This is a genomic window from Flagellimonas marinaquae (assembly GCF_003992675.1).
GTDB lineage: Bacteria > Bacteroidota > Bacteroidia > Flavobacteriales > Flavobacteriaceae > Flagellimonas > Flagellimonas marinaquae.
Genome location: NZ_RZMZ01000016.1, coordinates 223,175 through 245,463, shown reverse-complemented (window position 1 = coordinate 245,463; position 22,289 = coordinate 223,175). Strand labels below are relative to the sequence as shown.

General features: G+C 44.6%; 18 protein-coding genes. All 18 read right to left on the bottom strand.

Annotated features, from left to right (window positions below; genetic code table 11):
- Positions 1 to 82: 82 nt before the first annotated feature.
- Complete coding sequence (locus EO130_RS14785; RefSeq protein ID WP_127142305.1) at positions 83 to 1,183, bottom strand: efflux RND transporter periplasmic adaptor subunit; 1,101 nt, start codon at positions 1,181 to 1,183, stop codon at positions 83 to 85.
- Positions 1,184 to 1,216: 33 nt separating this feature from the next.
- A complete protein-coding gene (locus EO130_RS14780) occupies positions 1,217 to 2,473 on the bottom strand; it encodes an ABC transporter permease (RefSeq protein ID WP_127142304.1) in 1,257 nt (418 codons plus the stop codon).
- 11 nt (positions 2,474 to 2,484) lie between these two features.
- Positions 2,485 to 3,729 (bottom strand): ABC transporter permease, encoded by a 1,245-nt coding sequence (locus EO130_RS14775; protein WP_127142303.1) that lies wholly within the window; start codon positions 3,727 to 3,729, stop codon positions 2,485 to 2,487.
- Between the two features lie 102 nt (positions 3,730 to 3,831).
- The gene (locus EO130_RS14770) at positions 3,832 to 4,044 is read right to left on the bottom strand and encodes a hypothetical protein (RefSeq protein WP_127142302.1); all 213 of its coding nucleotides are present in this window, start codon (positions 4,042 to 4,044) and stop codon (positions 3,832 to 3,834) included.
- A gap of 6 nt (positions 4,045 to 4,050) precedes the next feature.
- Positions 4,051 to 4,587, bottom strand: a complete 537-nt coding sequence (locus EO130_RS14765) for a DUF420 domain-containing protein (protein ID WP_127142301.1) — start codon at positions 4,585 to 4,587, stop codon at positions 4,051 to 4,053.
- On the bottom strand, positions 4,584 to 5,327 hold the full coding sequence (locus EO130_RS14760) for an SCO family protein (RefSeq protein WP_127142300.1): 744 nt from the start codon (positions 5,325 to 5,327) through the stop codon (positions 4,584 to 4,586). Before EO130_RS14760 ends, EO130_RS14765 begins: the two co-directional genes overlap by 4 nt.
- Complete coding sequence (locus tag EO130_RS14755) at positions 5,308 to 5,940, bottom strand: hypothetical protein (protein ID WP_127142299.1); 633 nt, start codon at positions 5,938 to 5,940, stop codon at positions 5,308 to 5,310. The genes EO130_RS14760 and EO130_RS14755 overlap by 20 nt, the downstream gene beginning before the upstream one ends.
- A gap of 70 nt (positions 5,941 to 6,010) precedes the next feature.
- Positions 6,011 to 6,394, bottom strand: coding sequence for a cytochrome C oxidase subunit IV family protein (locus EO130_RS14750; RefSeq protein ID WP_127142298.1), 384 nt, complete (start codon positions 6,392 to 6,394; stop codon positions 6,011 to 6,013).
- 15 nt (positions 6,395 to 6,409) lie between these two features.
- Positions 6,410 to 7,387, bottom strand: coding sequence for a cytochrome c oxidase subunit 3 (locus EO130_RS14745; RefSeq protein ID WP_127142297.1), 978 nt, complete (start codon positions 7,385 to 7,387; stop codon positions 6,410 to 6,412).
- A gap of 92 nt (positions 7,388 to 7,479) precedes the next feature.
- A complete protein-coding gene (locus EO130_RS14740; protein WP_127142296.1) occupies positions 7,480 to 8,061 on the bottom strand; it encodes a cytochrome c oxidase subunit 3 in 582 nt (193 codons plus the stop codon).
- A gap of 2 nt (positions 8,062 to 8,063) precedes the next feature.
- Complete coding sequence (gene cyoE / locus EO130_RS14735) at positions 8,064 to 8,966, bottom strand: heme o synthase (protein WP_127142295.1); 903 nt, start codon at positions 8,964 to 8,966, stop codon at positions 8,064 to 8,066.
- Between the two features lie 157 nt (positions 8,967 to 9,123).
- Complete coding sequence (locus EO130_RS14730) at positions 9,124 to 9,828, bottom strand: energy transducer TonB (protein ID WP_127142294.1); 705 nt, start codon at positions 9,826 to 9,828, stop codon at positions 9,124 to 9,126.
- A 63-nt stretch (positions 9,829 to 9,891) separates the two neighbouring features.
- The gene (locus EO130_RS14725; RefSeq protein WP_127142293.1) at positions 9,892 to 10,299 is read right to left on the bottom strand and encodes a VanZ family protein; all 408 of its coding nucleotides are present in this window, start codon (positions 10,297 to 10,299) and stop codon (positions 9,892 to 9,894) included.
- Positions 10,292 to 10,672, bottom strand: a complete 381-nt coding sequence (gcvH, locus tag EO130_RS14720; protein WP_127142292.1) for a glycine cleavage system protein GcvH — start codon at positions 10,670 to 10,672, stop codon at positions 10,292 to 10,294. The genes EO130_RS14725 and gcvH overlap by 8 nt, the downstream gene beginning before the upstream one ends.
- Positions 10,673 to 10,775: 103 nt before the next feature.
- Positions 10,776 to 17,879, bottom strand: a complete 7,104-nt coding sequence (sov, locus tag EO130_RS14715) for a T9SS outer membrane translocon Sov/SprA (protein ID WP_127142291.1) — start codon at positions 17,877 to 17,879, stop codon at positions 10,776 to 10,778.
- 5 nt (positions 17,880 to 17,884) lie between these two features.
- On the bottom strand, positions 17,885 to 18,466 hold the full coding sequence (ruvA, locus tag EO130_RS14710; protein ID WP_127142290.1) for a Holliday junction branch migration protein RuvA: 582 nt from the start codon (positions 18,464 to 18,466) through the stop codon (positions 17,885 to 17,887).
- Between the two features lie 21 nt (positions 18,467 to 18,487).
- The gene (locus EO130_RS14705) at positions 18,488 to 20,785 is read right to left on the bottom strand and encodes an NADP-dependent malic enzyme (RefSeq protein ID WP_127142339.1); all 2,298 of its coding nucleotides are present in this window, start codon (positions 20,783 to 20,785) and stop codon (positions 18,488 to 18,490) included.
- Positions 20,786 to 20,910: 125 nt separating this feature from the next.
- Positions 20,911 to 22,236, bottom strand: coding sequence for an MFS transporter (locus EO130_RS14700; protein WP_417935521.1), 1,326 nt, complete (start codon positions 22,234 to 22,236; stop codon positions 20,911 to 20,913).
- Between the last annotated feature and the right edge of the window lie 53 nt (positions 22,237 to 22,289).

Here is a 22,289-nt window from a genome sequence, read left to right as displayed (position 1 = left end):
TACCTCTGCATGTAAGACAGTATAGTTGTTAAAATGTTACAAGATTTTTTACTTTTTTTTCCGAAGGGGTGGATTTATTGCCCTATTCCTTGGCCAAAGCGTTCCACACCTTGACTTTGTCATTGGCTTCCAAACCTGACTTGACCTCTACAAAGATACCATCGCTAACGCCAAGTTCCACATCTTTCCTTTCAAATTGCTGGTCGGCTGTTTCCACTTCAACAAACGGTTTTTTGGTCTCATCATCAAATTGTACCAAGGCCTCCTTTACGGCCAATACGCTATCGGCCCTTGCCAAAATAATCGAAGCATTCGCACTGAGCCCTGCGCGAATAAAAACGGTATCGTTCTTTTTTAAGGTTCCCTTGATCTCAAATTGAATGGCCCCGTTTTCCTGCTTGCCTTTAGGGGCAATGTAGTCAAGAACTGCATTGAATACCCTATTCTCAATGGCACCCACTGTAATTTCCAAAGGAAGGTCCTCCTTGATTTTTCCGACCTCCGATTCGTCAACCTTGCCTTCAAAAATCATTTTGTCGATATCGGCGATGGCGGCGATGGTGGTCCCCTCGTTGAAGGTATTGCTCTCAATGACCTGATTACCCACTTCCACGGGAACTTCCAAAACCATTCCGCTTACCGTAGCCCGTATCAGGGTATTGGCTGAGCTGCTCAGCCCGCTGGTAGTTCCGGTCTTCACAATATCATATCGTTGGTTGGCCGCGGCGTAGGCTTGCTTGGCCTGATCATAGGCCACTTCCGCCCTTTCCAGGTCCGCTTTCGGGATTACACCCTTGCCAAATAGGTTGGATTGGCGCTCGTAGTTCCGTTTTTGATCGTCCAGATTGATTTTGGCCTCGTTGATGGCGTTCTTCGCATCGTTTAGCGCAGAAAGATTGGGTACTACCCTGATTTTGGCCAACAGGTCCCCAGATTTTACATAATCGCCTCCTTCCACATAAATTTCCTCGATTACCCCCGAAATATTGGGCTTGATCAACACCTCTTCCAAAGGAAGGATGCTTCCCGTGGCCACAGCCTTTTTCACGATGGTTTTCTTGGAAGGTGTTTCCGTTTCATAAACCACAGGGTCCTCCGCATTTTTCTGATACAGATAGTACATGGAGCCACCGAACACTATTACGATGAGCAACAAGATGACAATGGTTACCGATTTTTTCATTTTACGTATTGTTAATTGATTGATTCTTAGTTATTATTCTGTTCGCAATGCTTCGATGGGCCGTACCCGTATGGCACTCTGCGCAGGAATGAATCCGGCAAGAAGCCCCGACACCATCAAGATGGTGAGTGCGCCGGTCACAACGCCAACACTAACACTTGGACTCATGAACATATCCACGGGCCCTACGCTATCCAAGAGCGAATTGATTCCGAAAATCACCAACGAGCCAAAAATAATGCCCACCATCCCCGAGATCAGGGTAAGGAAAATGGACTCCATCAAAATTTGTTTTTTAATGGACCAGGGTTGTTCGCCCAAGGCCCTGCGTATGCCTATTTCTTTGGTGCGCTCCTTTACCACAATGAGCATAATATTGCTCACTCCAATAATTCCTGAAAGGAGGACCATAATGCCCACAATGTAGGCCACACCCTTTAGTGCGCCAAAAAGGCTCTCCACGCGATTATATTGTTCGTACAGATCAAAATATCCCACTGCACGGGTGTCTTCCGGGTGGACTTTGTGTCGCTTTTTCATGACATCCACAATCTTGTCCTTCAATTGGGAGATGGAGCTACCATCGTTGGCCGTAATGGCCATCCAACCCACATCCTCTCCGCGGTTGAATGCCTGAGAAAAAGAGGTAAACGGAACAAAAATTTCCTTTTGGCCCTCTTCGCCCCCATCACTATTGTTCTTTTTATAGGTGCCGATGACCATAAAGTTGACCCCTTGTATCTTAATGTAGGTACCCAATGCATCTTCGTCCTTATCATAGAGGTCGTTTTTTACCCCTTGACCTATAATGGCCACTTTTCTTTTTTCCTTGATGTCGTTATAGTTGAGGAACCTGCCAGTAGTGACCGTCATGGGGTCCTGATTGATGATTTCTGGGTAATCGCCATAAACATTGAACGCTCCTGTACGGGTACCACGCACCACATTGTTGTTGCCTCCAAAACCACCCAATTGATTTCTTGGGGAAATAAACCTAAGGTTGGGGACATTATCCCGCAAGGCTTGCACATCGTCTATCTTGAACTCAAAGCTTCGCCCTTTGGGCAAGCCCTCGTAGCCCTTGGTGGTGGCACGGGTCCACATAAACATAGTGTTGGTGGCAATGTTCCCAAAATCCTGTTTGATACCATTTTCCAGACCCTTTCCGGCCGCCAATAGTACGATAAGAATAAAGATGCCCCAGCACACGCCAAAGGCCGTAAAAATGGTACGCCACACATTGGTGGTGAGCACCTCTATTATTTCACGCCATCTATCTTTGTTGAACATATTGGTTTGGATTATTCGTCCCTCAAGGATTCGATTACTTTAACTTTTGCAGCGCGGTAAGCAGGCACAAAACCGGCCAGGGTTCCCGCGACTATCAGCACAATTACGGTGGAAAAGGCCACATTGAAGTTTACGGAAGGGTTCATAATGTAGTCCACTTCGATATGGGGACCTACGAGCTCCAATAGCGCCATACTAAATATAAGTCCTCCAAAACCAGAAATTGCAGTCACAAAAATGGCTTCGTGGAGAATCATGGCGATAATGGACCATGGTTTGGCTCCCAAGGCTTTTCGTATTCCTATTTCGCGCGTTCGTTCCTTCACTACGATCATCATTATATTACTGACGCCCACGACCCCTGCGATGATGGTACATACGCCCACGAACCAGAAAAACAGCTTTATGTTGTTGGTAAGGCCGTAGTATCGTTTGGCCTCTTCCATGGCGCTCCACACTTCAATGGCCCCTGTATCATCCGGAGCAACGGTATGGGTCTGTTGTAGATATTGCTTTAGGTCGTTCTTAAAATCTACCGCCTGAGCCACCGCAGCATCAAAATTATCCACCGCAGGCAGTGTAAAGGACATATTGTTGATTCTATTGCCGCCATTAAAGGTGCGTTGCGCAGTGGTAATGGGTATGAAGATATTCTCTTCCTCCCGTTCGCGCATTTCTTTAAAGACTCCAACGATTTTAAAAGGAATGCCCGAAATATCGATAAACTCCCCAATGGGCGTCTCTACATTCCCAAAAACATCTTTCTTCACCTTGTTTCCTATGACTGCGACTTTTCCATTGGAAATTTCATCTTGGTAATTAATGAACCTTCCTTCGGCCATCTTGGCATTATCAATAAATTGAAAATCGGAGCCTACCCCTTGAATTCCATAAATCAAGGCTTCCTTTCCATAGTTCACGCTAACGCCCCGAACAAATATCCTACCAGAACTGTACTCAATATCCTCATTGAACATGGTACTGGCCTTGTCATAATTTTCATTGACTAATTGAATGCGTCTTCCCGGATTGAGTCCTTTGTATTCTTTGGAGGTAACTCCCGGCCATACCCACACACTGGTGGAGGCATCTTGTTTGAATTCGTTTTCGATACCATTGCGCATACCTTGCCCGAATCCCAAAAGGATGACCAAAATGAATATTCCGGAAGCTACGGAGAGACCGGTCAAAAAGGTGCGTAGTTTGTTCTTTCGTATGGTGTCAAATATTTCTTGCCACCGCTCCAAGTCGAACATAGGTAAGTGATTTTGATTGATGAACGCATAAGCGTATATCTATAAGACAATCAAAGTCACAAAATGTTACAGTTTAGGTTGAAATTTTGAGAAAAAGAAGAGCTAAGCTCTCATTTTACGATAAATAAAGAAGAAAAGTCCCGCTACCAATATATAAGGGACAGCCATCAAATACACGATGCCATTGTTGATACCTTCGGCTGTTTTGCCATCGGCCTCACTTTCCACAACCGCTCGACACATAGCACACTGGGCTTCCGAAACGGCAGGAAATAGCAGTATAATGAGCATTAGAATAAGGAATCGCGTTTTCATAATAGATCAATATGGATAATAAGGTGAAATCATGAGGTAGACCAAAACCCCTGTAATCGCCACATACAACCAAATAGGAAAAGTAAACTTCGCCCATTGTCTGTGGCCTTCAAAGTCATCCAAATACACTTTGGAATAGGTGATGAGCACTAACGGTATTACGGCAATGGATAGCACAATATGGGTCATCAAAATAAAATAATAGATGTATTTGATGGGGCCTTCACCGCCATAAACAGTCGATTCCGACGTCATGTGATATGCTACATACATCACCAAAAACAAGGCTGAAAGTACAATGCAGGTAGTCATCAGCTTTTGATGGGTACGTTCCCTACCATTTTTTATGGCTACGACTGCTGCAATCAAAAGGATTGCGGTCAATGCATTAATTGTTGCATAAATCGGTGGAAGAAAGGACAAGGGTTTTGCATCGGGAATCTTATATCCGAACAATAGGGCAACCACTAAGGGAATTGCAATGGAGATAACGGTAATCCACTTGTTGAACCGTTTTTCCTTTAAAGTAACTTCATCGGTCATTCTGCCAATAATTTTTTAATGTCCTCTTTTAATATGGTCATCTGCTGGGTTTCACCATCGGAGTTGACCCCCTGCTCTTCGGTAATGGTTCCACGATAGTAGATCAGTGGATTTCCAAATTCATCTTCACGTGAACGAATATACCCATTTTTGTCAACCAATGCGAACATTCCAGAGTGTTCAAAACCTCCCGGTGCCTCTTGGTCTTCGGTCGCAAAGATGTAGAACCCCTGCTGGGCCAGTTCGTATATTTTTTCTTGATCGCCCGTCATCAAATGCCAGTCCTTATCCGTGATGCCATATTTGTCGGCATAAGCGGTCAGTACCGAGGGAGTATCATATCTTGGGTTGATGGTAAACGAGGCTACCCCAAAATCTTCATTGTCCTGGAAAGTTTCTTGGAGGTCCACCAAGTTTTGGGTCATAATGGGACATATGGTGGGACAAGTGGTGAAGAAAAATTCGACCACATATACTTTACCCAGATAATCCTTATTGCTGATCAAAACGCTGTCTTGATTGTAGAACTCAAAATCGGGCACTTTTCGTTTTTCACCACTATTGATTATAAATCCTACCTCTTTGCTCTTGGAAACGCTACTCATGCGGTCGTTCTCGACCACAGTGCCTCCCTTTACCCGCTTTGTAATTTCGTACACTGCGAAAGTTCCGAAAATCAAAATGATAGCGGAAACCCAGATATACGTATACTTCTTCTTGCTATTTGATCCTGTCGGCATTGTTCTTTTTTAAGGCCAAACGATATTCTGCCAAAATAATCTTGACATCGTCGACCATTTTATTGTTCAATTCTGCTACGGAAGAGGTATCAAATCCATATTTAGTGCCTTCATCCTCATCGTCCGTTCTTCCCCTCAGCTTTAAATCTTTATCTATGATAAAGACGTATGGAGTAGATAAATCGTTATCCAGATTAATATTGCTGTTCAAAGAGTTAAAAAGGCTCTCGATTTCTGTATCGGTACCATAGGCAAAGTACCATTTATCCACATTGGAAAGTTTACCCAATTCCTCCTTTAGTGCTTCAACTTCCTCTTCTTTCCCCTCAGGTACCACCATCACCATCTGAAAATCGTTGAACTCGCCAAATCTTTTATAAATCTTTTGGTTCAGGTTGAACGCATTCCCTTGCATGGCTTCAATATCTTTACCGAAAAAACCGAGAACGGTGATTCTATCCCTCATTTTAATGTTTACATCCATTTCGGAAACATCCATCACAGTTTCCGTAAGTACCGGAAGGCGTCCAAAGTTATTCACTCCGGAGGCGAAGAAGAGATAAACCACAACGGGAAGCACAAAAAGTATCCCTAAAACTATTTTCTTTTTCATAGTATTTCAGCCCTACAAAAATAAAAAAAGACGGTTGGAAAACCGTCTTTTAAATTTGTTAAAAACTTCTTTAGAAGTCCCAAGTTATGAATCCTTCTGTGAAAACGTTATGGATGTAATCTGCTTCGAAAAGCAAAATGAATATCAAATAACAGATAAGGAATACCGGTGTCCAAACAATCACCCGTCTCAGGGAGGTTTTCTCATCCCTTAGGTGCATAAAGTCCCATGCAATGTAGTATGCCTTCACCAAGGTTAGGATAATAAATATCCAGTTCAGCAACTTCATCCCAAGGAAATAGTTGTCTGTCAAAAATTCCGGCTTAACAATACCCAATGCAACCTCGATTGCGGTAACTATGGAAAGGAAGATAAGTACGCCCCAAATCTTTTGGGTGTTCGACTTAAATTTTACCAGTCCTCTAAAAATCTCAAGTTTATGTTCGTGTGCCATGTATTGTCAATGTTTTTATACCAAGTAAAAGAATGTAAATACGAATACCCATACCAAATCCACAAAGTGCCAGTATAGTCCGACTTTCTCAACCATCTCGTAGTGGCCTCTGCGTTCGTAGGTTCCCAAAATCACATTAAAAAAGATAATTATATTGATCACTACCCCCGAAAATACGTGGAAGCCGTGGAATCCAGTGATAAAGAAAAAGAAATCGGCGAACAATCGGTGACCGTATTCGTTATGAATCAAGTTGGCGCCTTCGACCACTTGCTGGGCATTCAATATGGTTGACAAGGATTCCTTTCGGTCCAAAAGGGTTTTTTCTCCTTTTTCGTTCAATATTTCGGTACGGATAAGAATGTTGGGCGTTGCCTTAAAGCCTTCTACCACCTCATTCAAGGAATACGAAGTTTTATACCCCTCAGATTGGAACCAAATACCTTCGCTAGCTTCATGTTTCACTCTTTCCTCTGGTAAGGTCTTGGCGAAATCAGCCAATGCAGCTCGTTTTCCAGTTTCAGCATTAACAAATTGAAGGATTCTTCCTGATTTTGTCTCAAGCGCTCCGTAATCGCCTTTAATAAAAGTTGCCCATTCCCACGCCTGCGAACCAACGAAGATGGCACCACCGATAATGGTAAGGAACATATACAAAACAACGCTTTTCTGCTTCATTTTATGTCCAGCATCCACCGCCAACACCATGGTTACGGAGGACATAATCAAGATAAAGGTCATGAAGGCCACATAGTACATGGGGGCTTCAACACCGTGCAAGAACGGAAAGTGGGTAAACACCTCATCGGCAATAGGCCACTGTTCAATAAACTTAAATCTAGAGAAACCATACGCCACCAAAAACCCAGAAAAGGTCAAGGCATCCGACATGATAAAGAACCACATCATCATTTTTCCATAGCTAGCGCCCAAGGGTCTATTTCCCCCGCCCCAAACGCTTTCTTCCGTACCGGTACTTACCGTTGTATCCATAAAAAAGGTCGTTTTATTAAAACTTTCACAAATTTACATTTTTTGATGTATTGTAAAAGACAAACTTGAGTGAAAACTGTTCCATTCAAGTTTTATTTCACGAAATACATAAATAGGATTAGATATACCCAGACAAAATCCAGAAAATGCCAAAAGGTAGCTCCCAATTCCAATCCCAACATATTGCTTGGAGTATACTTTCCCCTGAGTTGTTGCACCAATACTACGGTTAGCGATATTAAACCTGCAACAACGTGTGCGATATGCACTGCTGCCAACAAAAATACGTAGGACATTTTAATGTTGCTCGTGGGACCTGTAAAGTAGTAACCGTTCTCCAGCATTTGGGAAAATCCGACAAACTGTAGGGATATAAACGCAATGCCCAACACAAATGTGGCCACCAAAAAGAGCGTTCCCATTTTTTGATTGTCCTTTGCAACCGCTTTTTTCGCCAACAAGTAGGTAATGCTGCTCAAAATAATGATTGCCGTACTGATGTAGAAAGCACTTGGTAAATCCAAGTCACTTACCCAATCTTCCCGCTTGCTGCTCACAATATAGGCACTGGTCCAACCAGCGAAGCCCATGATCAAACTCACAATACCGAACCAGAGCATCATTTTCTTTGCCCTTCTGTTCTTTTCCTTTGCTGTTCCTTGGGTTAAATCCATTATTAACTTATAAACTTATCTATTACGTATACGACTTGAATCAATGATATGTAGGTGACACTTGCCAACATCAACTTTCTTGCGGAAGCATTGTCCCGTTTTTCATATAGTTTGAAAGCGAAGAACAACATGACCAATCCTGACAACAATACAATGACTGCTGCTGGTATGGAGAGGTGCAATCGTCCTGTGAAACCAAATACGGGTATGATGGAAATCACGATCATCCAGATGGTGTACAAAATGATTTGCAAAGCGGTTCCCTTGTCCTTGTTTCCGGTGGGCAACATTTTAAATCCCGCCTGCTTGTAGTCCTCATCCAACATCCAGCCCAACGCCCAAAAATGGGGGAATTGCCAAAAGAATTGAATCATGAACAAAGTTCCCGGTTCTATACCAAAATCATCGGTGGCGGCTACCCACCCCAACATAAACGGAATGGCCCCGGGGAACGCCCCGACAAAGACTGCAAGTGGTGATTTCGTTTTTAGGGGCGTATACACACTGGTGTACAAAAAAAGTGAGATGGCGCCGAACATTGCGGTCTTTGGACTTAGTGCCAAGAGGGACAGCACCCCGAGAACGGTCATCAAAATAGCAACCAGCAGTGCTGTCCGTACCGACATACGGCCGGAGGGTATTGGCCTATTTCGGGTACGCTTCATTAAAGCATCAAGGTCCCGCTCTATAATCTGGTTATAGGCGTTGGAAGCGCCCACCATACAATAACCTCCAAACATCAATAAAAACAGGGAAAACAAATCAATCTGATAGGCCCCCAAAAGGTATCCCGCAATGGAAGAGAACACCACGCTTACGGCCAACTTGGCCTTGGTAATCTCCTTAAAATCGGAAAATAGTAAGGAAAGAGTGTTATTTTTTACGGAACCTACGGCAGATTTCATCCACATCTATATTGGCTGGCAAAGATAACGCCAGAGCCTATCTTTTGCAACCAAACCTAAAGTTTTATGATTCTTGAAGTTAATACCATAAAAAAAGCCCGAATGACATATCATCCGGGCTTTTTCCATTCCTGCCTCAACAGGAACTTGTAGTATTTTATTGCAGCTTAAAGGTAATTGGAATACTGAAAGGTACCTTTACTGGACGTCCTCTTTGCTTTCCAGGCGTCATTTTTGGCAATTTTTCAATAATTCTTCTAGCCTCAGCCTCTAAGTTCTTATCTGGTCCACGCATTCTAATGTTACCGATGCTACCATCCTTCTGAATCACGAAGATCACACTCACCCTACCTTGAACTCCCATTTCTTGGGCGATTTCTGGGTAGCGGAAGTTTTTACGGATGTGGTTCTGCATCATTTCTTGGAAACATGCTTTTTTATCCTTGGCATTCTCACAACCTGGGAAAACAGGTACGTCCTCAATTACGGCGAAGGGTACGGAGATGTCTTCTTCCACTTCTTCCACTTCAACCTCTTCGATTTCTATGACTTCTTCCTCTTGGCTTGTTTCAGTAGACTCGATTACAGTTTCTTCCACTTCCTCTTCATCCTCTACAACCTCGATAACTTCGGGGGCAGCAGGTGGCGGTGGTGGCGGTGGAGTCTTTATCTGCTCTGTCATTGGTACTTCTTCGTCCAATTGATCTTCAACATTCATCGAAATGTCGTAGTTATTGGCCTTGTCGTACTTTTTCCACTCCATGGCTCCGTAGACCAATGCCAAAACAGCAGCCAATCCTATAACAAAATATAGGGTACTGTTTCTTCCTACGTCTGCTTTCGGGTTCTTTTTTGGTTCCATCCTTTTTCTCCTTTTCTAAATTTAGTGTTTGCTAATTTAATTATTAATTGGTTAAATAAACAATTAAAATTTCCATTTTAACGGGTTTTTCTTGGAAAAAATCCACCGAATCAGTCCTATTCCTGCAAATGCTCCCAATGTATTTGCCAAAACATCGCCCAACTCAGCCATACGGTCCGTGGTCAGTGTATATTGTAAAACTTCCATAAGTATACCATATAAAATGGCCAAGACCAAAACAATCCGTATCGTCTTGATCAACCCTAGATTACCCATGGTTCTTTCCCGTAGACTCATACAGCCCACAAAGCCGAACACCAGGTAAAATATAAAGTGTGTGATTTTATCGGCATACGGAATAGTAAAACTACTGGGGTCCAAATCAATGGAAGGGAAAGAAAATAAGCTGAGTATGGTGATGACCACTACCCAGCTTATAAATAATAAGGTATATCTAGTTGTTTTAAGCACCGATCAATTCCTTATAGTCGTCGGCACTCATCAGACCGTCGACCTCCGAAGGGTCACTTATTTTTATCTTGATCATCCATCCATCACCATAAGGGTCCGTGTTCACCTTTTCAGGTTCGTCTTCCAAGGACTCATTGAACTCCACGATTTCACCACTTAGGGGCAAAAACAAATCCGAAACCGTTTTAACGGCCTCCACGGTTCCAAATACTTCCTCTTTGTCCAAAGTTTCGTCTAAAGTTTCCACTTCCACATAAACAATGTCACCCAATTCGCTTTGTGCAAAATCCGTGATTCCTACGGTCGCGGTATCTCCATCTATCTTGACCCATTCATGGTCCTTGGTGTACTTTAATTCTGATGGTATGTTCATTACTCTATTTTTGAATTAGTAGATGGGCAAATGTAACTGATTGCTGAAAGCTTTTCAAGCAAACATGAGCACAAAATACGAGAAAAATGGATTCTACCGGCAATTAGTTGCCAAAGTTGTACCGCAGGGTGAAGCCGGCATTAATGGTGGTCTGCGGAAACGCGGTGGATACAGCAAATTCCGAGAAAGCATGATCGTAAAAGAAAAGGGCGTTCAAACTTTCACTCAAAGCGTAGTCTGCGGTGAACTTTACGGACATCAACCGCTGTCCGGAAGTAATCTGGTTGTTATCGATATCCAAGTTACGGATGATGGTAATGTTATCGCGAAGCGAAACGTCCGCTTTTAGGTTCAGGTCGCCTTTGAGCCTTGTTTTTTCGCCTCCAATATTGGTCACAAACTTGACATCCTTAAAACGATATCCTAATCCTACGGTGTATTCATCTCCATTGATTTCGGTCAATAGATTGTTGTCGAAACTCAGGGACAACGTTCGGCTGGTGCGCACCTCTCCCAAGAAGCTAAAGGAATTCTGCATTTCAAAATCCACTCGTATCAAAGGACTGAACTCATCGGTCAGGACCACATTGTTGATGAGCGTTTTTGGAAGCAAGTCTCCATTTTCAGGGTCAAATGTGGTATTCTGTCGCTCCAAGTTCGTCTGGAAAGAGTTTACACTGTAGGCAGCCCGATATCCATGGCTCAATGAAAACCGCTTGAACTTCTTTTTGAACCATCGATTCTTCATCAAACCGGTGTACTTGATGTTCCAGTTGGGAATCGGTATTTCTCGAAAAGCATCCATATTTACCCGGTTCACATCCTGACCTGTATAGGCGGCAAAGAAAGCAGGCAACAAAACATCCTGCTGGGTTTTGCCGTAGCGTTCTGGGAAACCATCCTCATCCAAAGTTCCAGGCGTTTCGCCCCTATCCGAAACCAATCTATTGGCAATGGTAATCCTATTTTGTTTGAACTGCTCAAAGGTTTCCGAATCAAATTCGTCGCTCTTCCTGAATACGGTACCGATCATGACCGTTGAAATACTGAAGTTGCCCATTTCGTTGATCAACCCATCTTGTCCATTGGCCCATTCCCCAGGGCTATAGCTTTCCTGCAAGGAGCTCATAAAGTTTCTGTCCGCATTCAAATCGATGGTCAAATCCTGAGTGGGCTGTGCGGTTGCCGTGATATTGAGCTGCTTGTTGGTATTTTGCATAAACTGACGGCTGTATTCGGGGTAATTGGTCAACCATCCATTACGCGCCGCCTCGAACCTTACATCGGCTTGACTTCCGAAAACAAAGCCCAAGGTAGGTCTCGTGGTCCCAATAAAACCAATGGATTGGGTGTATCCGGGCAATACGGTTCCGCGGTTTTCACTGTAATTCACATTGACCCGTTTTACCATGGTCAACACATCCACCAAGGTATTGAAGCCTTTGTTGGTTTTTTTGGGAGCATTGTCATCCTCACCGTTGGCGGGATTTCCTGCTTTGTCCCTGCGCACCCTAGCCTGATTGGCGGTCACTTTACCGTCGCGCTTTTTTAGTCCCAAAAAGTCATACAGTCGCTGCATGCTCATGTTGGCCGTAAGGCTATGGGTACTTGCGTTTTGCACCACATTGATGTCCTCGTTGGCCACTTCGCGCAATGCATCACCACCACGCTGCCAGTCAAAATTACTGGTGTAGGTGTATTGTGCGTTAATGAAATTGAGGAACGGTATTTTGCTGAATGGCAATTCGTAATTCAACTGCATTTGTTGCGCATGCCTGTTGGGCTCGCCTACATCAAAAAATCCATCCCAAAGATCTAAGGTTTGGTCTATTCCTGAATCGGGATCATCGTCCACATTGAAGTAGTTCCGTACGATGTTATTGTTCGATGCGGTTAAATTCAACCGCAAGGATTTGGTCAAGCTATAATTAAGGGCATATTGCCAATTGAAGAGATAATTACGTTGCTGCAACAAAGGTAGTTCCAACGCTTCAACCCCAGGCTCCAATACATCACGGTATCGCTGTTGATTAAAGGAGCGGTTATAATTGGCGTTTACGGACAAACTTGTGGGCAGGGCGTTAAAGTTCAAATCCTTGAGCCATTGCCAATACTTGCCCGTGAGCACAGAATCTTTTTTGGCAAAGGGCGCTACGGGCGCCGGTTTAAAGTTGTGGTTGTACACAAACCCAGTAGTGACGTTTTGGTCCCTAAGTTCAGCTACCTCAAAATCTCGATGATCGGTTTCATTGTAGGAATAATTAAAGGTAAAGTTTTCCACATCGAAGAAATTCTCCTCGGCTTCCTCTCCCCTATTTTTTCTTACCCCGATAAGGTTGATGCTGGTCCGCTTGGTATAATCTTCCGCCTGCTCCTTGATGGTCTCTGCCTCTTCGGCGGTTGCCGCTGCCGCAATCCTATCATCCAAACGCAAATCGTCATATACCGGGTCAAATTCCGGGGTAATCAGGGTTTCCGAAATTCCATAATTGAATGGCAATTGCAGGTTCCACTTTTTGGGAAACAATTGGCCTACGTTCACGTTGGTCACCACGTCATACGAAATGGCATCTTCCAAGGCGCGTTCAATCGGGGTTTGGTCGATGGAGCCAAAACCTGAAGTGCTTCGGCTTCCAGTTGCGGTAACGTTGGCAAAATCAGCCATATTGGCGTCGAGTGCGGCCGTTGCAGCCCAACCTCCGCTATTCTGAAGACCAGCCAAACGCAATTCGTTGAACCAGACCTCGCCCCTAGCTGGAAGATCATCAATGTTCTTGACACCTACCATCATACCTCGTATGCTTCCCAACGACGGATTACCTCGAATCCCGATCCTAATCCGCCCCAGGGTGCGTGGCGCAAATTCATCGACCAGAACGGCTTCGCCATCCACAATTTCATAATAATTGATATCATCCAAAGTTTGATCGGATATCCCTTTTGACTTTACCTTGTTCAAATCACTAAGGGCAACATCTATCTCATTGACGTCGGGCCAAATTTCCTCAGCCGATGTAGAACCGAAAGGCGTAAACTGAAGCGGAAGCTCTATTTGATAAAAATTTTCCGTGAAATCGGTACCTATTCGTAAGAAACCGACCAAAGGCGTATCGCTATCGGAATAATCCGTATTGAATATTTTTTCAGCATGCATGAACATTTTTAAACGCTCATACTGGCGAACATCAATGTTGACATTTTTAAATACCCCACGGGAATCTTGGGACTCCAAATTTTCCACCACAAAGGAAAGGGACTGCTCGTTCTGGCGGATGATGGTATTGTTGTTGTTCAATTGTTCCCGGATAACACCTGGAGGCAATACGTAGGGTATGGGCTGCCTGCCAAAGTTCTCCTCAATATTCACTGTATTTACATCGGTTACCGTTGCATCATCGGAAGGGTCGTTGTCCACATCGGGTTGCAATGACCTTGTGAATGTCCTCCAATCACCGCGTACCAAATCCAAAGTGGCAAATCGCAACACCACATCATCCGAAAAGCCGGTAAGATACATCCGCATGAAGCTTATGGACCTAAAATCGGAGATTCCGCCGACGGCATCGGTGAAGTCGCTCAGCGGGATTTTATACTGTATCCATCTTCGGTTCAATTGGGTCCCGTTGGGCAAAGTTGGGGTCAAACCTTCGCGGATATCGGTCACGTACTTATCATCAACAGTGGTATTGGGTTTTATTTGGATACGATACTCGTAATAACTGTTTACGGTATTCATGGTCAAATCGCGGTCAATATCCTCCACATCGGGCAAGGTGGTGGAACCTCGATTGGTATTGGTTACGGCAACGGGTGAGTTTCCTTCCGTATTGTTGAAATCCAAATACCGCTCCAAGATGCTACCTTCCCTATTTAAATAGTAGCGATAGTTATCCAAGGCCGGGTCTTCTGCTGGGCCATTGTAGATGGCTGCCTCGGCAGTGTCATCATACCCATCCAGACCAAGGTCTTGGGCAGCCCTGTTGGTTTCATCGGCATCAAAGGCATACACCAAAGATTGGGTAGAGGGCACTTGGCCCCAAATGGTTTCTCTAGGAATCTCATTATTGGTACTGGCGGGCAAACCGTTTTCGTATTGTTTCCTGCCATCCTTAAGGATGTCCTCGGAGATATTCCCCAAATTAAGTACTAATTCACCCACATTGGCATCGGTTGTTTCCCCGTCAATGTAGGGGTCCAACACCCAAAACTGCACAAATTCCACGTTGGATTGTTCAAAATTGGTGCTGCTCAAAGGCCGCATGATACCACCCCATTTGGCGCTGGGCGTTTCCGTTTCAAAACTTGGGTTGGCGTTGTATGGTCCTTTTTGATTAGGGTAGTACACAATGTCCAATGTGCTCTGTACCTGCGTTTGTCCCTGGGCAATATCTGTTTCGGTAAAGACCTCATCTATAAAAACTCTACGGGTCGCGTTTGAGGAAATATCGTTATCGGACATTCCTGCGGGGCGTTGGTTCGTGTAAAAAATGGGGTCGATGGTGTACCAGGCCATTTTGGCCCGCTCGAAGCCCACATCGATACCGGTTCTATCATTTATAAATTCCACCGGCGGGCTCGCCAAGCTCCATCCCAAGGAAGAACGAATGTCAATCAGTGCCTGGGCTCCTTCAAAATCATCCAAATAGGTGGTCGTTTCTCCCCTAAAATCGGCATTTTTTGGTGAATTGGGTCTTAAAAAAGCTACCTCGCCCCTCAATGATAAATTGGATGGTACATCGGTATCAATGTTCGGTAATTTATTGGCCAATCTGGTTAGGAAAGGAATTTCCGTGCTAAAGTTACCATTCAGTCCAAAAATGGTATTGTTGACTGGCTCAATTCCATAGTTTGATTTTTGGGTCAAAGGACGTTCGTTCAAATTGAGGAGGGTTCCGCCCAAAACAAAGTTCTCGTTGAACTTGTGCTCCACATTCACCCCAGCAAAACGTCGGGTCTGCTGACCAAAAACGGCATTGTTCTCCACCGATATATTGATGGGTGTGTTGGACGCCTCCAAACTGGGGTCCAACAGCTGAACCGTTCCTGCCTGATAGTTGACGGTGTAGTCGATACCTTCCTGTAGTTGGCGCCCACCCGCTGTAACGGTAACAGAACCCTGCGGTACGTTGAACGCCCCAATGGGAATTCCATTATTGGATTGTGAGGTGTACCGACCCTTGATCTGGAAGCGGTTTTTTTCCGCATCCTGTAACGAGGCCGCCTTGGTCTTGGCATACATGTTACGGAACACATATTTTCGTTGGTTCGGATTGTATCCTTGATCTTCCTCTACATCATAAACCCCGCCTCCTAAACGTTCAAAAAGGTATTCCCCGAACGGTTCCACTTTGGTAAAAATGATCCGGCCCGATTGGGAATCCACGGTAATGCCTTCCACATAATCAAAAAATCCGTCCCCGCCGGCCTGCACATCGTTGTAAATGTTCAAACGGTCCAAATTGAAAACGTTGAGCAAAATCTGGTCTTCCAACCCGGATGGCCAACCTGCGTTAGGGTCAACAGGGGTGATGTAGTTTCTTGGCGTTGGATCGGAATACAGGATGTTGAGTTTAAAATCTTCCTGGCTCAATTGATAGGCTCCCGTGGAATAAATGTTTTTCATCATCAAATCCCAAATGGGATCCTGAACATTGGTAATGTTACTTTTGAGCAACTTCAATACCAATGCATTGTTTTCTATCAAATTGGAATTGGGCGGTACGGTGGTGGCGTCAACCCCACCATTGGCAAATTCCCCCACTTGGAATACCTGTCCACCAAAGGTGTACTGAAAGGCCACACCCAACACCTCATCATTGCTCAAACTTTGGCTAAGCGAGATATACCCCAATTGGGAATCGAACTCATAATCCCGTCCAGGTTCCAGCTTTCGGGCATTTTCCAAAATGGCATAATCAAATCCTTCGTTTACGCTGTACCCAGGAACATTAAAACCAGATTCTGCCGTGGCGATATCCCGTATGGCAGGCGTCAAGGCACCACTCCCAATTTGATTGGGATCATAAGCGTTGGCAGCATTCTGTGGAAGCCCTGTTGCTACGGCGGAACCATTGAAAAAGCCTGCTGGGTCGCCGTTGTTGATACCGATACGGGTATTATCGGAAAGGGCCTCTCCCAAATCTTGGATGGCCACTATATTTCTGACATTTTGCGTCTGTTGATTACGGTTGGTTACCCAAACCTCCAAGCGGGTAATCTGCACCTGGGTCTGGATAAAGGGATAGAATTCCAAGGCCCTATCGTAGTTATCACGAAAATAGTGCGCTAGGAAGAAGTGACGGTCCTCGTCATAATCCAAAGCGGTGAGGGCAAACTCGTTTACCGTACCTCCACCTTGTGCCACCACGGTATTGTTCTGGGAACGTTGTTCTGAAAAGACCGCAGTAACCGTAGTTCTTCCAAATTGAAGCTGTGTTTTCACACCAAACAAACTTTGTGCACCAGTGATCAAGGAACTGTTGAGCGGCATGTTCACGTTACCTACTTCAATTTTCCGAAGGATATCGTCCTCCGTTGGGGTATAGTCCAGTTTTACCAAATTCTGGAAATCGAATGTGGCCTCTGTGTCATAATTAGCGGTCACCTGAAGCCGTTCCCCCACTTTCCCAAGCAAACTCAAACTGATGCGCTGATCAAAGTCAAAAGAAAGGTTGGTCCGGTTTCTGGGCGAAAGCGCCGGGTTATCATTTTTTTGCCATAAGATCCCTAGGTCCATGGCCACGGACCCTTGCGGAATCACCTCGATGGTATTGCCCCCAAAAATGGTCTCAAAAAAGTTGTTGTTGACATAGAAATTGGGCAGTAGGTTTTTACGCGCTTCGTCACTTCCCGCTTTTTTGCCGGAATAGGCATCGGCCTTTTGCTTAAAATAGGCTTTCATCTGCTCCTTTTCCACCAAATCGTAGTACTGTTCTGGCGTAAGGATTACAGGGTAATTCACATTGAAATCGCCAACACTTTCCGTGTAAACATAGGTGTTGGTCTTAGGGTCGTAGGTATATTTGGCAACAATGCTATCTGGATTCTCGAGAATAAGGCGGCCGAGCTCAACTCCCGTTTTCGTGGAATCCTGAGCTTGTTCATTGGTGTCCTGTCCCAGCAAAATGGAAACGGACAGCAAACAAACAACAAAGAAAATGTACTTAAAACGTGTTGGTTTAAGTATTGGTTTTGCCCCTTTTTTCAAACTAGTTACAAATTTTTCAGCGCCAGTTTAATAATGTTCTCTACGCTTAACGAAGCATCTTGGGAAACTACCTTGTCGACTACCTTTTCGGATTGCTTTCTGGTAAATCCTAGAACCTCTAATGCAGATAACGCTTCTTCTTTATTTGTATTGTTTGATTGTTGTGAAACTTCGCCTATGTCGTACACCTTCAAAATCTTGTCCTTAAGGTCTAAGATGACACGCTGGGCCGTTTTGGCTCCAATCCCTTTTATGGACTGGATTGTGGGCACATCACCATTGGCAATGGCATCCCTAACTTCGGATGGGGACAGGGAGGACAACATAGTTCGTGCGGTACTTGCCCCGACACCCGAAACGGATATCAACAAACGGAACACCTCGCGCTCGGCTCTTTCGGCAAAACCGAACAAGGTATGCGAGTCTTCCTTGACCAATAAATCGGTATAAATGAAGATATTTTCCTCATCCTTGAGTAGAGAAAAGGTATGCAATGAAATATGCAAAAAATACCCGACTCCATTGCATTCCACAATGGCATATGTTGGATTCTTCTCTACCAGCTTCCCTCTTAAGTGGGTAATCATGGGCGGTTGATTTGGTTTTGGTTATTCTCCTTGCATTTTTGCTTTTCTTCGCTTCTCCCTTTCTTGGGCATCTATCACTGCTACTGCGGCCATATTCACCATTTCGTCCACACTGGCACCCAATTGCAGGATGTGTGCTGCACGGGTCAAGCCTACCATAATCGGTCCAATGGAATCGGCGTTGTTTAGCCCTTTCAACAATTTATAGGTAATGTTGGCCGATTCTAGGTTGGGAAACACCAAGGTGTTGACCTTTTTACCGGATATTTTGGAAAACGGGAAGTTTTTATTACTCAATTCTGGATCTAATGCAAAATCGGTTTGGATTTCGCCATCGACCACTAAATCTGGGTTCCTTTCGTGCAGAATTCTTACCGCTTCCTTCACTTTTTGGGCATTTGGATGGCTCGATGAACCAAAATTGGCATAGGAAAGCAATGCCATGACCGGGTTAAAGCCAAAGGTCTGGGCTACATTGGCAGTCATCTGGGCAATTTCTGCCAATTCCTCCGCATTGGGATCTATGTTAATGGAGGTGTCTGCCAAAAACAAGGGTCCCCTATCGGTGATCATAATATTGACCGTGCTGGCATTCTTTACATCCTTGGCCCGCCCCAATACCTCAAAAACTGGTCGGAGCACCTTGGGATACGAGCGCGAATAGCCCGAAATCATACCATCGGCATCACCTTCCTTAAGCATCATAGCACCAAAGTAATTGCGTTTACCCATGTTTACCCTGGCACTGTATTTGGTTTCGCCCTTTCTCTTTCGGAGCTCCCAGAGTTTGAGTGCATACCTCGTGCGCATTTCGCTGAATTCATCGGAACGTGGGTCAATGATCGGAACTTCGGCATCGAACTCCAACTCCTCCTTAAGTTTTTCAATGGTTGGCTTATGTCCCAATAGAATAGGAGTTGCAATTCCTTCATCGTGGACAATCTGTGCCGCTTTCATGACATCCAGAAGCTCCGCTTCGGCGAAAACAATACGTTTCGGATTGACTTTGGCCCTGTTATGGAGCAGTCGGACCACTTTGTTGTCGTTGCCCGATCTTTGGTACAGCTCTTCCTCGTACCTGTCCCAATCCTGGATGGGCAGTCTTGCCACTCCACTATCCATGGCAGCTTTGGCTACGGCTGGAGGTACGGTTGTAATCAACCGTGGATCAAAGGGTTTTGGTATGATATAATCCCTGCCGAAAGTCAATCGGGTGGTATCATAAGCGATATTTACCTGCTCTGGGACCGGTTCACGGGTCAAATCGGCCAAGGCACGTACCGCGGCCATCTTCATTTCTTCATTGATTTTGGTCGCCCTTACATCGAGTGCACCCCTAAAAATAAAGGGGAAACCCAAAACATTATTTACTTGGTTGGGATGATCGGACCGACCTGTGGCCATGATAATATCTTCTCGGGTATCCATCGCCAAATTGTATTCGATCTCTGGATTCGGGTTGGCCATGGCAAAAACGATAGGATTCTCCGCCATGGACTCAAGCATTTCTGGAGTGACAATATCCGCAATGGAAAGTCCGATGAATACGTCGGAATCCTTCATGGCGTCCTCCAAGGTATCTATTTTTCGGTGTGTGGCAAATTCTTCCTTTTCCAAAGAAAGGTTTTCCCTGTCCTTTCGGATAACCCCTTTACTATCCAACATCACAATATTCTCCGCTCTAGCTCCGAAGGATTTGTACAAGCGGGTACATGAAACTGCTGCTGCCCCAGCTCCGCTTACCACAATCTTAACGTCCTCCATTTTCTTATCCGCTATTTCCAGAGCATTCAACAAGGCCGCTGCTGAAATGATCGCGGTACCGTGCTGGTCATCGTGCATTACGGGAATATCGAGCTCTTCCTTCAAACGGCGTTCTATTTCAAAAGCCTCCGGTGCCTTTATGTCCTCTAGGTTGATGCCGCCAAAGGTGGGAGCAATGGTCTTTACGGTTTGTATGAATTGCTCCACATCGGTAGTGTCCAGCTCGATGTCGATACCATCAATGTCCGCAAAAATCTTGAAAAGCAAACTTTTACCCTCCATCACTGGTTTGGATGCTTCTGGACCTATGTTGCCCAATCCTAAAACAGCGGTTCCATTGGAGATAACCGCAACGATGTTTCCTTTCGCAGTGTATTTGTAAACATCATCCTTGTTCTTTTCGATTTCCAAACAAGGCTCCGCCACTCCGGGAGAATACGCCAATGCCAAATCCCGTTGGGTGGCATAAGGCTTGGTGGGTACAATCTTTATTTTTCCGGGTTGTGGCTTTGCGTGATACAGTAATGCTTCGCGTCTTTGCTTTTCCTTGCTCATATATTCAAAAAATGAATGGGTAAAGTTAGGGTATTCCATAGTTTTATAGGAATATCCCCAATATCAATTTTGGTCTAGATCGAAAATTCTGAAATTAATCCTGGCCCAAGGCCATTCCCATTTGATTAGGCATCCAACGGATACTCCTCTTTTGCCTTTTTTACATTGAGCCGCATGGCAAGAACCGATGCAATGACAAAACAGGTTCCTGCAAACAACATAGCGTTCACCGAATTTCCACCCAGAAGATTTTTAAAGATAGGGCCAAAAGATAGGGTCTGGATACCCATTGGGATTACAATCATCATGTTCAGAATACCCATATACACCCCTCTGCGTTCTTGGGGCACAATTTTGGAAACCATGCTGTACGGTATACCCATCATGGCGGCCCAACCTATACCGAAGAGTACCATGGGGAACAGCACATATACCGGATCTTGAATATAGGGTATAGAAAACAATGCGATTGCTGTTCCAAATAAACTGAGCGCGTACACTTTCTTACCCCCAAAACGCATGGTCAACGGCACCAATACCAAAGCAACCACTGCTGTGACCACGTTATAGGTGGTACTCATTTTAGCCGCTTGTGCTGCTGCTTCCGAGGTGTCATAACCCAAGGAAACCCTAAATAGGGGCGTAATGAATTGCCAATATACAAAAAGGGCATACCACTGAAATAGATATACAGCGGAGAGTTTCCACATAAACTTGGGCATCTCCTTTACCGCATCGGCTATTTCCACAAACGGGACCTTAAAACGTTCGGCAAATGGCAGGGCTTTATGTTTGTTGATATCTGCCAACTCCTCATCCGTAGGAGGAATTTCGGGGGTTTTTGCCACCGACCATAAAATAGTGGCTATGGAAAGGAAAGAACCTATAAAAAATGAATAGTACAACCATTTCGGCACCGCACCCTCAACCTCTTGACCTCCTCCGAACCAATCTTGGAACAGGAAGATGGAGGCATTGGCCAACAAGATACCTGCGCCTACAAAAAGGCTCTGCATTTGATACCCAATACTGAACTGTGATTCGGGCAACTTATCGCCCACAAAGGCACGATAGGGTTCCATGGCCATATTGTTCCCCACATCCAAAATCCATAATAATCCCACAGCGAACCATAGGGCTGGGCTCAATGGAAACAAGAACAGACAGATGCTGCCCATGAGGGCACCTATCAAGAAAAACGGTTTTCGCCTACCCCATTTTGGCGACCATGTTTTATCAGATATAGCACCAATAATGGGCTGGACGATTAAACCTGTAATAGGTCCTGCAATATTTAAAATGGGTAACAGTTCCTCTTCTGCACCCAAAAAGAGGAAAATGGGATTAATGGCACTTTGCTGGAGTCCAAAACTATATTGGATTCCGAGGAACCCGACATTCATGTTGAAAATTTGCCAAAAACTGAGTTTGGGCTTTTTGATTTTGATCATACTATCCCTTTAGTTGGTCTGCAATATCACCTTTGAAAAAATGTGAATCCTTC

Bases quoted from the DNA above. Each gene is read 5' to 3' on its own strand.
- gcvH (WP_127142292.1), bottom strand. From the start codon at position 10,672: ATGAACATACCATCAGAATTAAAGTACACCAAGGACCATGAATGGGTC.
- EO130_RS14745 (WP_127142297.1), bottom strand. From the start codon at position 7,387: ATGGATACAACGGTAAGTACCGGTACGGAAGAAAGCGTTTGGGGCGGG.
- EO130_RS14755 (WP_127142299.1), bottom strand. From the start codon at position 5,940: ATGAAAAAGAAAATAGTTTTAGGGATACTTTTTGTGCTTCCCGTTGTG.
- cyoE (WP_127142295.1), bottom strand. From the start codon at position 8,966: ATGAAATCTGCCGTAGGTTCCGTAAAAAATAACACTCTTTCCTTACTA.
- EO130_RS14730 (WP_127142294.1), bottom strand. From the start codon at position 9,828: ATGGAACCAAAAAAGAACCCGAAAGCAGACGTAGGAAGAAACAGTACC.
- EO130_RS14770 (WP_127142302.1), bottom strand. From the start codon at position 4,044: ATGAAAACGCGATTCCTTATTCTAATGCTCATTATACTGCTATTTCCT.
- ruvA (WP_127142290.1), bottom strand. From the start codon at position 18,466: ATGATTACCCACTTAAGAGGGAAGCTGGTAGAGAAGAATCCAACATAT.
- EO130_RS14780 (WP_127142304.1), bottom strand. From the start codon at position 2,473: ATGTTCAACAAAGATAGATGGCGTGAAATAATAGAGGTGCTCACCACC.
- EO130_RS14750 (WP_127142298.1), bottom strand. From the start codon at position 6,394: ATGGCACACGAACATAAACTTGAGATTTTTAGAGGACTGGTAAAATTT.
- EO130_RS14760 (WP_127142300.1), bottom strand. From the start codon at position 5,327: ATGCCGACAGGATCAAATAGCAAGAAGAAGTATACGTATATCTGGGTT.
- EO130_RS14775 (WP_127142303.1), bottom strand. From the start codon at position 3,729: ATGTTCGACTTGGAGCGGTGGCAAGAAATATTTGACACCATACGAAAG.
- EO130_RS14785 (WP_127142305.1), bottom strand. From the start codon at position 1,183: ATGAAAAAATCGGTAACCATTGTCATCTTGTTGCTCATCGTAATAGTG.
- EO130_RS14765 (WP_127142301.1), bottom strand. From the start codon at position 4,587: ATGACCGATGAAGTTACTTTAAAGGAAAAACGGTTCAACAAGTGGATT.
- EO130_RS14700 (WP_417935521.1), bottom strand. From the start codon at position 22,236: ATGATCAAAATCAAAAAGCCCAAACTCAGTTTTTGGCAAATTTTCAAC.
- EO130_RS14740 (WP_127142296.1), bottom strand. From the start codon at position 8,061: ATGGATTTAACCCAAGGAACAGCAAAGGAAAAGAACAGAAGGGCAAAG.
- EO130_RS14705 (WP_127142339.1), bottom strand. From the start codon at position 20,785: ATGAGCAAGGAAAAGCAAAGACGCGAAGCATTACTGTATCACGCAAAG.